This is a genomic window from Viridibacillus sp. NPDC093762, from assembly GCF_050279675.1.
Lineage (GTDB): Bacteria > Bacillota > Bacilli > Bacillales_A > Planococcaceae > Viridibacillus.
Map to the genome: position 1 here is coordinate 174,060 of NZ_JBNNUK010000005.1, position 13,361 is coordinate 187,420.

Sequence of the window (13,361 nt, forward strand, 5' to 3'; positions counted from 1 at the left end):
ACAATTTATGACTAGTGTGATATTAATGATAATTAAAAGAGGAGTGGCAAAGTGAAAAATATAACTTGAATGTTGTTAAACCTGTGCTTGTTAAAAATCTGTTTCTAATGAGTTAAGTACAGGTTAATTCAAATAATGATCCCGACAAGTCTTGAACCAATAATCCCGACCTTTTCGAGATTATTATTTTTAGGGAATAATTTCCAATTAAACCTCAATAATAACCGGCAAAATCATCGGCTTTCTTTTTGTCTCAGCATTTATATACTGGCCAACTGATTTTCTTATCTTTTTCTTCATCTTATTTATACTACCATCCAATGATTCATTAACGGTTGCTTTAACAATGTCATTTACATTTCTTATCAGCTCCTCGGAATCTTTTGCGTAAACGAATCCACGACTAATGGTGTTAGGTTCAGAAATAAATGCGCCATCTGTTTTAATGATGGTTACTACAATGACGAGCATACCGTCTTCAGATAGCTGTTTCCGATCTCTCAATACAATATCCTCTACTTCACCAATACCGATTCCATCAACGTAAGTATCTCCAGCAGGGACTTTTCGAGTTTGACGAGCTAGTGAGTTTTCAATATCGACGACATCACCGTTTTTAATGATGAAGGTATTGTCTTTTTCTATGCCAACGGATTCAGCTAATAAGCGGTGTAGGTATAACATTCTATATTCACCGTGAATGGGAATAAAATATTTAGGTTTCATTAATGTTAACATTAGTTTTAGGTCCTCTTGATAACCGTGTCCTGATACGTGCATTCCTGTTTTACTAGCAGATCCATAAATAACTTTGGCTCCCATTTGAAAGAAGCTATCTACTATCCGCGATACATCTTTTTCATTCCCGGGAATAGGGGATGCAGCAAAAATAACAGTGTCATCAGGTAACACTTTTACTTCCCGATGATTCGAAGTCGATAAGCGAGAAAGGGCAGCTAGTGTTTCCCCTTGACTGCCTGTACATAAAATCACGACATCCTCAGGAGGTAAATACTTTACGTCGCGTGCTTCGATTAGTAAACCATCTGGTATATCTAGATACCCGCGTTCTACTGCAACAGATACGACATTCAGCATACTACGACCAAGCAGCGCAAGCTTTCGATTTGTTTTTAATGTTGCATGAACGATTTGCTGAATACGATTTACATTTGAAGCAAAGGTGGAAATAATAATTTTACGCTTAGCTTTCATAAAGGCGGCTTCAATATGTTCACCTACCAATTGTTCAGAAGGAGTAGAGCCAGGGCGTTCTGCATTTGTACTTTCGGATATGAGGAGTAATACCCCCTGTGTACCAATCTCACTCATTTTATGAATATCAGAATATTGATCATTCATTGGTGTTAAATCGAATTTAAAGTCTCCTGTATGAACGACCTTTCCTTCAGATGTGTCAAAGACAATGCCTAAACAATCGGGTATACTGTGGCTTGTTCTAAAAAAACTTACAGCGATTTCACCAAAATCTAACTTTGAATCTGAGTTGATTTGTACCAATTCTGTAGTCCTAAAAAGTTTATGTTCTTTTAATTTTAGTTCAATTAATCCGAGTGTAAAACGAGTAGCATATATCGGAACATTTAATTTCTTCAAAAAGTATGGAATTCCACCAATGTGGTCCTCATGCCCATGAGTTACCACTAAAGCTCTAATTTTTTCCTTGTTTTCTTGTAAATAATCGATATCAGGGATGATAAGATCAATCCCTAATAAGCTTTCATCCGGAAATTTAGCGCCACAATCGACGATAACAATATCATCTGCGTACTGTATAACATACATATTTTTACCTATTTCATTGATACCACCTAAGGCGAAAATAGATAATGTTTTATTACTTAGTGTCAATATTATATCCTCCTACTCGATTATTCTTTTTCCATATGGGGGTGCAATATAGTTTGTTTCACTTCATTCTTTAGTATTGCTTTTGAGTCATTTTTCTATACGAAAGCACTTAATGTAGAAAGATTAAGTGATTTAAAAATGATTTTATCCGTAAACTAGTGGAAGTGTTCGATCATATTCCAAGTGCTTTAGTTGAACAAGACTATTGAAAAAAGATGACCCAGGTTATAACCTGGGTCATCTTTTTTCGTTTAATTTTTCTTGAATAACTTCTTTTATTTCAACAGTACATTTTATTTTCGCGCCACAAAACGACTTGTTCTTTTTCGCTTGGCTATCCGCTGTTTCGGCCGACCAATTTTGATTACGACGTAACTCGCATGAAATCGTAGAAGCGTTGCGTTTTAAACGTTTCGCAATCGATAGTATCGAATAGCCCAGTTCAAGTAAAGTCTCTATTTTCACACGTTCTGATATGAGCTTCTTTTCTTTTGTCTTAGGTGTTGAACTTAATATTACAATTCGTCTAGTGTAAAAAAGAATTTGCTAATTTTACTATATCTATATACTTTTATAAATATTATCCGATATATAATGGTATAAGTATATTGACCTTTAAAAATGGAGATAAGTGATAGGGTGAAAATACTTAGAGACTAGATTTTATATTACGAATATTGACATTTACTACAATAAAAAATTTAAAGATAATTTATTTAGTAAACGATATATTTAATCGCATAAGTAGATTGGCTTTGAAATTGGAAGTGAATAGTAGGGTAAAAATACTTAGTGATTAGAATTCCAGTATTAATATTGACCAATTTAGTTTTCATCTTTTTGCATCAAAATCCTCGAACATAGATATTTATTTGTCATGTAATAAGTAGAAAAGTAAAGGGGATTAACACAATGAATAATAAACTTTCATTTGGTTTAACAAAAATAAATAAAAGAAAAACGGGAGTAAGTGCATTTATATTAGCAACAGGTATTTTGAGTATTACATTAATACCTGAGAGCGTAGATGCTCATGGATTTGTGGAAAAACCTGGTAGCCGCGCTGCGTTATGTAGCTCAAATTATGGAGCTCTTAACTTGAGTTGTGGAAATGTAATGTATGAACCTCAGAGTTTAGAGGCACCAAAGGGATTTCCACAAGATGGGCCGGCAGATGGAGTAATTGCTTCAGCTGGAGGTAAGTTTGGTGGGATCCTTGACCAACAAACTACTGACCGTTGGTTTAAGAATACGCTCAATGGTGGCGAAAATACTTTCACATGGAAATATACTGCACCGCATCCAACGAGCAAATGGCACTATTATATTACAAAAAAGGGGTGGAATCCTAATAAACCTCTAACCCGTGCTGATTTTGAACCAATTGGAGTGATACAACATAATGGTTCTGCAGCATCTAATAATCTATCGCATAAAATTAATCTACCAACAGATCGAAGTGGATACCATGTGATTCTGGCTGTTTGGGATGTAGCTGATACTGCGAATGCCTTCTATAATGTAATCGATGTGAATTTAATAAATAATCAAAAACCGGATACAGAAGCTCCAACTCAACCACAAGAATTAAAAGTAGAGAGAGTTACAGCGAACAGTGTGAAATTAAACTGGAAGCCCTCTATAGATAACGTAGGTGTGAAAGAGTATCAAGTATTACGTGATGGACATGTAATTGGAACAGTACCAGGAACAACATTTACAGATGGAAAATTAACGGCTAATACAGAATATACATATACTGTAAAGGCTGTAGATGCAGCAGGAAATGTTTCTCAAAAAAGTGAATCTGTTATTGCAAAGACAGGAAATGAAGTTCCAGATACCGAAGCACCAACTCAACCCAAAGGACTACATAGTATGGGAGAAACAATGTCTAGTGTGAGCTTAATGTGGAGCCCTTCGGAAGACAATGTCGCAGTTGATCATTATGTTGTATACAAAGAAACAATAAATGGACAAATGACAACGGTCGGAACATCCAACACTACATCATTTATGGACAAGAACCTACAATCAAATACAACATTTAAGTATACAGTTACCGCAGTTGATGCAGCAGGAAATGAATCGATTAAAAGTAACACTCTTACTGTAACTACAAAAGAGCAAAGTACAACTTATGAACAATGGGATCCATCTAAAGCATATACAAAAGGTGATAGAGTAACACACCAGGGGAAAAACTATGAAGCAGTTCAAAGTTATCAAGGAAATAGTGATCCAAACTGGATATTTGCTTTATCTTTATGGAAAGAGATTTAATTTAGGTAAACTTAATAGAGATAGATAGCTTAGAGGGTTTTGGTGTAAAAAGATGAAAATGAACATGATATTGGTTATAAATATAAACATAAATATGTACACTTTCGCTTGCGTAAGGATGTACAAAATTACTCGTTTTCTTTCACAAAATGATCTTTTAATCGATAAGAATCTCAACAATTGTAACGACTGTTGCGTGAAATGCGATTTAGAGTTCAGATAGTTCTTTTTTATTCAACTAAAGGGTCAGGTTAGTTGAAGAAGAAATTTCTGGAATAATAATCTATTTATTGTTAATGTTAAGACATCAATAATTTATAGATATAGGAAAATCGAAAGAGGTGTGTGGATTATGTTAGTACATAAGGTTGATGATGAGGTCTCTTTGAGATTGTTTCATAAAGATGATTCAGAAGAGTTCTATGATTTAACGATTAATTCAAAGTCCTATTTAAAAGAGTGGCTTGGTTGGCTCGAATATACAAAGAGCATTGAAGATACTGCACAAAATATTCAATCAAGATGTAATGAGCTTGTTGAAAATGGGGGATATCCACAATCATTCGCAATTATATATAATGGGGAAATTGCGGGTACAATCGGATTTAATGAAATATATAAGGCTAACAAAATAGGTGTCGTGGGTTATTGGTTGGGTGAAAAATTTCAAGGCAAAGGTATAATGTCTAAGGCATTCAAAGCAGTAATTGATTACGGTTTTAATGACCTTAAACTAAATCGAATTGAAGTTAGGATCGCAGTTGAAAATAAAAAAAGTAGAGCGCTTCCTGAAAGATTCGGCTTTAAGAAGGAAGGGGAAATAAGACAAGCAGAGTGGTTATATGACCATTATGTAGATCACATCATTTATGGGCTTTTAGCTAATGAATGGAAATAAGCCATTCAAATGTAAAACATCTTTGAGCTGTTCAGACAGCTCTTTTTTATTCAACTAAAGGGGCAGGTTTGTTGAAGAAGGATTTACAATAAAGATTCTGAAAGGTGGATGGCTTCTTTGAATAAATTTTTATTGCACATTGAGGGGTTAGCAGTTCTGGTGTTAACCATTTATTTTTACTTCCATCTGCAATTTAGTTGGATAGTGTTTCTGGTTTTGTTGTTAGCACCAGACTTGTCAGCACTTGGATACTTAAAAAACGTTAAGGTTGGTTCAATACTGTATAATTTATTTCATACATACACCATTCCAGTAGTAATAATGATATGCGGTTTATTGACAAATAACAGTAACATTATAATGATTAGTTTAATTTGGATAGCCCATATCGGGATGGATAGAATGCTTGGTTATGGATTGAAATATCCAACAAAATTTCAAGATACTCATCTTAATCGTGTTTGAGTGGTTTTCAACAAACGAGCGCGATTGTTAGACAAATATAGAGTATAAACGTCTTTGCTATTGATATTGGGGACACTTCATTAACTAACGGGGCAGGTTAGTTTAACAAGATTTTAATACTTGGACAAATTTATATAGATAAATGTTAGAATTGTTCATATGATTTTGTGTAATTTAGAGAGAGGTTGGCTATGTCAAAAAATGTTAAATGGTTTACAGTTCTTATTCCTACTTTTTATTTCCTTATCCCGTTAATATTGAAATTTAATTATGATTCTAGTTTTTTACGTATAAAATTTATTGAGCTTTATGTCAATTGTATTCCTATAACGGTTTGTGTAATATATTTGATAAAAAAGGCGATAGTAAATAATTTTTATAAGTTTGTCGTTCTAACTGCTTTTATTATGTATTTATGCACATTACATCAGTTAGTTACCTTTATTCCAATATGGCATTATTCGGAAGGTGAAATCGTTGTGTATTCAACAATCCAATCGCTAAATTTAATTCCGTTTAAAACAATTTTAGAATCACAAATTACAGACTTATTGGGTCCTTTATTAATGTTGACCCCATTAGCTTTTGCACTAATGTCTCTTAGTATCTTAAAAAGTAAAAAAAAGACTATTATGGTTACAATGCTTATCTCTATTGGGATTGAACTAATTCAATTTATTGAAAATTCTATAGGATCAGCGTTTTTTGTATATGCTCGTTCAACAAACATTGATGATGTCATTCTAAATACCCTTGGAGGTGTGGTAGGGGTATATATATATCTTTTGTTTAATCATTTTATAGGTAAGGGCCAATCTAAAAGGTTGCAAATTAGTAATTGATATTAATAAAATATTTTAACTAACGGGTGCATTAGTAAAAAGGGCATCGTCATATAGACGTTTTTCCTTTATTAATTTTCAATTTAAATAAGGGCGGGGAATGAAAATGACTATATTTAAAAACAAGTATTTTTCAGGTGTTTTATGGATTATAGTATTCGCTTTATTTGGAGTGTCTTGTTTAATGCATATCTATAGCTATTTCAATACTAAAGAAATAAATTCTGCTAGTTCTCAATGCTATGACAACGGTGGAGAAGTTATATTGAAAATTTATAATAATCTCACAAGTGAGTATTATTTTGAGTGTAAGAAAAAATAGAGTTAACCATAAATGTTCATTATATTGGAAGGAAATTAAGTGATCGAGTTATTCTATTTCTTATTCAACTAAAGGAGCAGGTTAGTTCAATAAAAAAGACAGGTGGAAAATATGAAAATACAAAGATGTGATATATGCAATAAAATAACGTAGCCAGCTAATCGCAGTATTGAAACGCGATTAGCTGGCTATTTTCTCTATAATAAAAACAAAACCTTATGTAGCGATTATTGCCCTATTAAAAAAATGGTTATTTTTTTAAACTTTATTTATTGAATGACAGCAAAGGTCATCGTTAAGTAGGTGGATAAAGGCATTTTAACGACCGTTCTTGATAGGTGCTCACCATTTGCTAAATTAAAAGCATTTATTTCACCACGTTCAATAGCATCATCACTATCATTATTGCGAAGATCATACATAGTGAAAATGTACGCTTTATTTCCTTTAACGGTTATTTGTTCTGTAAATGTACTTTTTTGTTTTAGAGCTGAGCGTTGATCCTTTGGTATTTTGAAAGTAAGTTTTTTCATCTGTTCTTGATCATTCATCACATAAGCTTTTGAATAGTCACTTAAAATAACAATTTGATCATCGACAACCGCTAGTGAGTCTGGATTAAAATTTTCATCACCAATCGCAATTTTTTTGACTATTTCTAAAGTTTTAGGATCAATTTTCACAAGCTGCCCAGTATTTATAATTGTATCATCAGTATCCGATACAGTCTTCATTTGATTGACTGTATAATATAGATATCCTTTGTAATATGCTAGTGCCGGATTACTTGGTAAACCAGTTTGTGAATGCTCCTCATCCTCTAAATCTAATTTTTTTGAGGAAATGACCTTCTTGTTTTTTAAGTCGACGTGATGGATATACGTAATCGCATCCGGATCAGCCGTCGTAATGTATGCCTCATCCTTTTCAACATGCATGGAATGAGCAAAACCGTGTGGAATAACGATTGATTTCTTATCATTCGGTTTATTTTGTCGCCAATATACAAGCTTTTGACCGTTATTTAGACTCCCTGCAATATCATAAATAACATAATCATTATTCGAATAAAGTGAAAAGGAATTACTCGATTGTTTACTCATATTAATCGACTCAATCTTACCTGTTTTCAAGTCGATTGATGAACGCTGTAGAGAGCGGTTATTAACGACATACGCTTTATCGTGGGCTGTCGTCATACCGATTGGCTCCGATAAATCTTGCTTGACGCTTTGGGATAAAAAACGACCTGCCTTATCAATAACGTAAAAAGCTCCTGCATTGGAATTACTGTGACTTTTTAATTCCGAAAATGCTAATAAATATTTGCCATTTTTCATCTCTAATGAGTCAGTTGCTTTCGGAAGGTTTTCTACGAGTGGCACCTCTTTCTCCTCTAAATGAGGGGAATACGCAATGTTAAGAAGAAGGCGTGGTAAAAAATAGCCTGCTGCTGCAATCACAATTAAAATACCACCGATAATGTAAAACCATTTATATTTCTTCATCACTTTCTCCTATTGTATATCTTTAGTTATTTATACTATATTTATAGAATAATAATATTATTAGACTTAAGTATTTCCATTGGCGTAACAACTGTATCAATCGTAATATAATCAACATCGATACCTTGCTCTAACCAAGCTCTCCATACCAATGATGAACAATAAAAATGACTAGTTCTACGCTTGTTAAGGAACTCATAACTATAGGGTTTGTTGGCATCCACTTGAGCCCTTGCATATTTATAAGCTCCTTCAGATTTGTCAGTAGTTTTCCCTTTAACTTTTAGAAGATAGACATCCTTTTTATTAGCTCCCTATCGATTGTGATACATCTCAGGTCCGGTTTTCTGAGCTCCTCCAACAATTCTCCCTTTAGGTGACCAGTCCAACGCAAAAGATTCTATTGTATATTCTATATTTTTTGAAACTAACGCAGTATGACCAACTGACCAGTAAGAATTACTATAACTATTACCACCGTGTCTGGCATCAATTATAATATTTCCTTTTGATCCAATAGCTGAAGAACTTGCTCTTGGTTGGATGCTGACCTCTTCCTCTTCCTCGTTTAATTGTTGCTCTTGCATTTTTTCTCTAGCAGCCTGTGCATATTGTTCAGTTGTACCTTCTTGCATTGTGTGAGCCCAATTTAAGATTTGTTCATCAGTCATATCATTATTTTGCATTGAAATTACTGCGTCATGTGCTTCCAATTCTGTTTTATCGATTTTTTCTTGAATTAATAATTCAGCACTTCTTAATTCTTCTCCCTCTTGAGCGAATGCATACGTATTGATATTAGTACTTAATAATGTAAGCGTTAAAATACTCCCTATAATCATTTTTGATTTCAAAATAACCTCTCTATCAAATGTATTTTTGTAAAATAATACATTAATATATTATTTTACTACAATATAACAATTTAATATATTCCTATTTAAGTAAAGAGAGGAATTTTTTAATTGGATATTTATGTTGGAAATAAAGTGAGGATAGTGAAGGAATTTACTTAAACTAACGGGGCAGAATAGTTCAATAAAATAAGTTGGTTTAAACCTTTTTACTCAGTCATATATTTAAAGTGAAAAGGAAGTGTACTGAATGAAAAAAGGCAAAATCACTTTAATTGGAACCATAATAATTTTATTTGTTGCAACCTTTCTATTTATCAATAACTCTTCAACAAAAGGAGAAATAGGTGAAACTCCTCCTTCGATAAGCCCTGAAAAACAAGCGGAAAAAGAAAAGAAAATAAAAGAAAATAAAAGAAGTAGAGGAAATACAAACCCTACTTTATCAAGAAAGTGGCTTTTTTGAACAAGTAAGCAGTAAATTGAAAGAAAAAAGTTATGTTTTTCAAATGTTGCTTACAGTTTATTCAAAAGATGATATTAGGGTGAAATATATCTTAACAAATAAAGAGGCTACTGAATCTGTACAAGAAGAGGTAAAATCAATTTTCTATGAGTCAGTTGAAAAGAACAATCTAGATTCTAATTCATTTAATCTTAAAGTGAGTGATAGTGATGATGGACCAGATTGGTAAGGATGTTCTTCTTCAACTAACGGGTCCTTTAGTTGAAGAAGAGCTACTACTAAATTAATGAAAAAGACAGCATTTTGATCAATCTTTGTTAAATGTGCTGTTTACGAATAAGAAAGTCCGTTGTTTAAAAAAGATAGTTTGAATTGGATTTTCATACCATCTTTCTTTTTATCCCATATAATATATGTAAGAATATACCAATGTTCATATAGTTAAGAAAAGGGTGAAAGTTAAATAGTATTTTTCAAAAAACCTCATATATATATACTGTCAGCAATTATTGCTTTGTTTGGAATTTTAGTGAATTACGAAACAGCATGGGCTGTGGCTCTCTTAGGAATTAGTTTCGTAGGCTACTTATTTTTAATCTATCTGGATAGAGGGAAAGCTAAACATAATAATTAAATGGGGGCGAATCTTCATTATTCGCTAACCAAATTAAACAACATTATTATTTGTTAAAGGAACAAATTTAAAGCAACTAACCGATTTTTCATAAACTCTTTATTATTTAGGTACAGTAAACACAGGATTTCTAACTCGTGAAGAGACACTTAGTAAAATAATGTGCAGATTCATAAGTATATTCAGTATTTTTAAGTCAATGGGTATTTTCTTGTTAACGTTTGTTTTTAGGATTGATGCACAATTAATCTCGCTTCAACTCATAGTAATTATTGGTTCTATCATTCTACTGGGGATATGTATTGGGATATTGTTTAGCGTTTTGAGAACACCGAATACTCAAATGGAAATTATTTAATGGATAGATAATATTTTTATCGAATTTAGGTGTAACGGAATAATAAATTCGATAAAAACAGTCTTAACGATTTTTAAATACTGTACAATTTTGCTGAAGAGTTTATAAACAAACGGGCAGTAAACTTTAGCAAGATTTATCAAAAAAATTTTCTCTATATTCGGTATGATGATTTTGAGGTGAGCAAGATGTATTACAGCGAAGTAACGCAAAAAACAATTTCTTATATTGAAAGCAATCTGACGGAAGAGATTCAACTTGATACTTTCCCATTAGTTATCGGATATTCGAAATATCATTTACTTCGGATTTTTAAACAAGAAACAGGGAAATCGATTGGCGAATATATCCGTTTACGTAGGACGGCGATGGCTGCATTGATATTATTGCACTCAGATGAATCAATTTTAACGATTGCTTTCTTACTTCAATTTCAATCTCAAGAGGCGTTTACAAGAGCGTTTAAAGAGGTTTACTCCTTGCCACCAGGGAAATATCGAAAGCTTATGCAGGCTGTACGAATGATGGAGGAGGAGAAAAAAATGAATAAAAGTGAACAAATTACAGGCTGGAGCTTAAGCGGATCTAATCCAGAGTTGTATGATTTCGTAGTGGACGGAGATGTATTTCACACAGGAACAAAATCAGGTTTACTCTTTGCAAAAGGGGAAGCAAACGCTCAGCAGTTTGCCACAATTATGCAAGGTTTCCAAGCAAATGATTTTAAAGGGAAACGTCTAAAGCTGTCATGTTATTTAAAAACAGAAAACGTTATAAAATGTGGTGCATGGCTTCGGATTGATAACACTAATGGCGATACTATTCAATTTGATAATATGGATAACCGCTCCATTCAAGGCTCAACAGATTGGAATCACTATTCAATTATTCTAGATGTTCCAGAAGAAAGTGCTTCTATTCATTTTGGTGTATTACTTATTGGAACGGGGAAAGTATGGGCTGATGGATTTCGTTTTGAAGAAGTGAATGAAAAAGTAGCTACGACAAATATGCTTACACAGGAGCATTTGCCAAAGCAACCGAGTAATTTGGATTTTAGTGATTAGTTCATGTTCAGCTTTTTTACTGTAAAATGTGGTATGATATTACATATAATTGAAACAGTTATGTAAGTAATACAATATAAGGAGGGCTACATTTTATGAGAAGAGAAGCTATTCATTTTGCATAGTAAAGGCTATTGCAAAATATTATAAACAAAATAATAGCCTTTGCTATTCCTAAAAGAACTATTAAAATTTAGGAGTGCAAAAATGAGCTATAAAAGAGCAAATAATCTTCTACCTGCAGAGTTGGTAGAGTTAATACAGACATATGTCGATGGTGAATATATTTATATCCCAAGAAGAGGAGAAAATAAAAAGTCTTGGGGATCAGGTACTGCTACAAGGAGAGAATTGGATTTAAGGAATTCTAATATTTACAACGATTTCTTATCTGGAATAGATACAACTACTTTAGCGGGGAAATATTATTTATCATCAAAAAGTATCCAAAGAATCATACTAAAAGAAAAGAAAGCAAATAATGAGTCAATGTGGTTATAAACTACATTGGCTTATTTTCTTTTATGAAAAAAGGATGAGGTGTTTTCCAGTTATGTAGTTAAGTTATACTTTATTTAGATAGAGACCAGGAGGGAATTTAAATGAAAAAAGTAATGATTAACGGCAAAAACTATAAATTGATTTCCCACTACCAGGATGATAATGAACTACGAAACAGCTTTAATTTGCTAACTCAACAAACTTATAATTTCGATTTTGAGAATTGGTATAAAAGTGGTTTTTGGAAAGAGAATTGTATTTTGTATTCACTGATAGACAACGATAAAATGGTTTCTCATATTACAGTCAGTGTCATTGATTTTATCGTCTTAGAGGAGAAAAAACGATTTGTTCAGTTTGGTACAGTGATGACAGATGAACAATACCGCAAACAAGGCCTAAGCCGAGTGCTAATGGAAGTGGTTTTAGAGGAATGGAAAGATAAATGTGATATGTTCTATCTTTTTGCCAATGACAGTGTTCTTGATTTTTATCCTAAGTTTGGATTTGTACCTGTTGATGAATATCAAACTTCAACACAAATTTCAGAAATCGAAAGTCCTTATTCTGTCCGAAAAATGGACATCGATAATGTTAGCGATCTTAATCTGCTTTATGATACGGCAAAGAATGCTGAAGCACAATTTGCACTTTCAATGCAGAATAACGCAGGGCAAGTCATGTTCTATTGTAACTACTTTGAATTGTTCAGTTTTAAGGATAATCTTTTCTATATACAAGACTTAAATGCAATTGCTGTTGCAGATTGCGAAGAAAATACATTGATTCTATATGATATTTTGGTAACAGAAAAAATAGAAATTGAAGATGTTTTAAATGCCTTGGCAACAGAACAGACAAAGAGTGCAATACTGAAATTTATGCCAATCAATAGCGCAAATTATGAAGTAACTCTTTTTAAAGAAGAGGATTCAACTCTTATGGTAATGGGGGATAAAGATGAACTATTAAAAAATAACAAGCTAATGTTCCCCATGTTATCTCATACATGATATTGCTAAGGTTTTTGAGTAATAGGAGAGCCTTTATTGATCAAGAGTTTTCATAATAGTCTCTCTTTTATACTTAGTTCAAGTGAATTTAGAAAAATGATTTGATCTACTCAGGACTTGATTTAACTCATTCAGAAGATGATTTGACCTACTCGAAGCAACATTTAACCTACTGGAGAGTATAGAAAAATGATTTGATCTACTCAGGACTTGATTTAACTCATTCAGAAGATGATTTGACCTACTCGAAGCAACATTTAACCTACTGGAGAGTATAG

General features: G+C 32.8%; 13 protein-coding genes and 1 pseudogene. 9 read left to right on the plus strand and 5 right to left on the minus strand.

Annotation, left to right across the window (positions count from 1 at the left end):
• Positions 1–207: 207 nt before the first annotated feature.
• Together ACQKM9_RS09200 and ACQKM9_RS09205 are read right to left on the minus strand one after the other, a co-directional pair.
• Positions 208–1,872 carry a ribonuclease J gene (locus ACQKM9_RS09200; RefSeq protein ID WP_427734085.1) on the minus strand — a complete coding sequence of 555 codons (1,665 nt, stop codon included), beginning with the start codon at positions 1,870–1,872 and terminating at the stop codon, positions 208–210.
• Positions 1,873–2,109: 237 nt separating this feature from the next.
• Positions 2,110–2,337 carry a helix-turn-helix domain-containing protein gene (locus ACQKM9_RS09205; RefSeq protein ID WP_427734086.1) on the minus strand — a complete coding sequence of 76 codons (228 nt, stop codon included), beginning with the start codon at positions 2,335–2,337 and terminating at the stop codon, positions 2,110–2,112.
• A 447-nt stretch (positions 2,338–2,784) separates the two neighbouring features.
• On the opposite strand from ACQKM9_RS09205, the gene ACQKM9_RS09210 reads away from it, so the two are divergent.
• The 4 genes from ACQKM9_RS09210 (at position 2,785) to ACQKM9_RS09225 (ending at position 6,360) form a co-directional block, all read left to right on the plus strand.
• The gene (locus ACQKM9_RS09210; protein ID WP_427734087.1) at positions 2,785–4,155 is read left to right on the plus strand and encodes a lytic polysaccharide monooxygenase; all 1,371 of its coding nucleotides are present in this window, start codon (positions 2,785–2,787) and stop codon (positions 4,153–4,155) included.
• A 352-nt stretch (positions 4,156–4,507) separates the two neighbouring features.
• Positions 4,508–5,053 (plus strand): GNAT family N-acetyltransferase, encoded by a 546-nt coding sequence (locus ACQKM9_RS09215; RefSeq protein ID WP_427734088.1) that lies wholly within the window; start codon positions 4,508–4,510, stop codon positions 5,051–5,053.
• A gap of 117 nt (positions 5,054–5,170) precedes the next feature.
• Positions 5,171–5,518 (plus strand): DUF4260 domain-containing protein, encoded by a 348-nt coding sequence (locus ACQKM9_RS09220; RefSeq protein ID WP_427734089.1) that lies wholly within the window; start codon positions 5,171–5,173, stop codon positions 5,516–5,518.
• Positions 5,519–5,709: 191 nt separating this feature from the next.
• Positions 5,710–6,360 (plus strand): VanZ family protein, encoded by a 651-nt coding sequence (locus ACQKM9_RS09225; RefSeq protein WP_427734090.1) that lies wholly within the window; start codon positions 5,710–5,712, stop codon positions 6,358–6,360.
• 591 nt (positions 6,361–6,951) lie between these two features.
• Here ACQKM9_RS09225 and ACQKM9_RS09230 read toward each other — a convergent pair.
• The 3 genes and pseudogenes from ACQKM9_RS09230 to ACQKM9_RS09240 all read right to left on the minus strand — a co-directional run bounded on the left by ACQKM9_RS09230 (position 6,952) and on the right by ACQKM9_RS09240 (position 9,044).
• Positions 6,952–8,190: a hypothetical protein gene (locus ACQKM9_RS09230; protein ID WP_427734091.1), complete on the minus strand. Its 1,239-nt coding sequence runs from the start codon at positions 8,188–8,190 to the stop codon at positions 6,952–6,954.
• 41 nt (positions 8,191–8,231) lie between these two features.
• Positions 8,232–8,477 (minus strand): annotated as a pseudogene (locus tag ACQKM9_RS09235) (septation ring formation regulator EzrA); the annotation flags it as partial.
• 27 nt (positions 8,478–8,504) lie between these two features.
• The gene (locus ACQKM9_RS09240; protein WP_427734092.1) at positions 8,505–9,044 is read right to left on the minus strand and encodes a hypothetical protein; all 540 of its coding nucleotides are present in this window, start codon (positions 9,042–9,044) and stop codon (positions 8,505–8,507) included.
• Positions 9,045–9,294: 250 nt separating this feature from the next.
• Between ACQKM9_RS09240 and ACQKM9_RS09245 the strand changes: the two genes are divergently transcribed.
• From ACQKM9_RS09245 to ACQKM9_RS09265, 5 genes are all read left to right on the plus strand, one after another.
• A complete protein-coding gene (locus tag ACQKM9_RS09245; protein WP_427734093.1) occupies positions 9,295–9,510 on the plus strand; it encodes a hypothetical protein in 216 nt (71 codons plus the stop codon).
• Positions 9,511–9,553: 43 nt separating this feature from the next.
• On the plus strand, positions 9,554–9,739 hold the full coding sequence (locus tag ACQKM9_RS09250; RefSeq protein WP_427734094.1) for a hypothetical protein: 186 nt from the start codon (positions 9,554–9,556) through the stop codon (positions 9,737–9,739).
• 951 nt (positions 9,740–10,690) lie between these two features.
• On the plus strand, positions 10,691–11,569 hold the full coding sequence (locus ACQKM9_RS09255; protein ID WP_427734095.1) for a helix-turn-helix transcriptional regulator: 879 nt from the start codon (positions 10,691–10,693) through the stop codon (positions 11,567–11,569).
• A 207-nt stretch (positions 11,570–11,776) separates the two neighbouring features.
• On the plus strand, positions 11,777–12,070 hold the full coding sequence (locus tag ACQKM9_RS09260) for a CD3324 family protein (RefSeq protein ID WP_427734096.1): 294 nt from the start codon (positions 11,777–11,779) through the stop codon (positions 12,068–12,070).
• A gap of 101 nt (positions 12,071–12,171) precedes the next feature.
• Positions 12,172–13,083, plus strand: a complete 912-nt coding sequence (locus ACQKM9_RS09265; RefSeq protein WP_427734097.1) for a GNAT family N-acetyltransferase — start codon at positions 12,172–12,174, stop codon at positions 13,081–13,083.
• Positions 13,084–13,361: the final 278 nt, after the last annotated feature.

Coding starts and splice junctions, on each gene's coding strand:
- ACQKM9_RS09245 (WP_427734093.1), top strand. CDS start 9,295: ATGAAAAAAGGCAAAATCACTTTAATTGGAACCATAATAATTTTATTT.
- ACQKM9_RS09225 (WP_427734090.1), top strand. CDS start 5,710: ATGTCAAAAAATGTTAAATGGTTTACAGTTCTTATTCCTACTTTTTAT.
- ACQKM9_RS09230 (WP_427734091.1), bottom strand. CDS start 8,190: ATGAAGAAATATAAATGGTTTTACATTATCGGTGGTATTTTAATTGTG.
- ACQKM9_RS09260 (WP_427734096.1), top strand. CDS start 11,777: ATGAGCTATAAAAGAGCAAATAATCTTCTACCTGCAGAGTTGGTAGAG.
- ACQKM9_RS09265 (WP_427734097.1), top strand. CDS start 12,172: ATGAAAAAAGTAATGATTAACGGCAAAAACTATAAATTGATTTCCCAC.
- ACQKM9_RS09210 (WP_427734087.1), top strand. CDS start 2,785: ATGAATAATAAACTTTCATTTGGTTTAACAAAAATAAATAAAAGAAAA.
- ACQKM9_RS09215 (WP_427734088.1), top strand. CDS start 4,508: ATGTTAGTACATAAGGTTGATGATGAGGTCTCTTTGAGATTGTTTCAT.
- ACQKM9_RS09255 (WP_427734095.1), top strand. CDS start 10,691: ATGTATTACAGCGAAGTAACGCAAAAAACAATTTCTTATATTGAAAGC.
- ACQKM9_RS09250 (WP_427734094.1), top strand. CDS start 9,554: ATGTTGCTTACAGTTTATTCAAAAGATGATATTAGGGTGAAATATATC.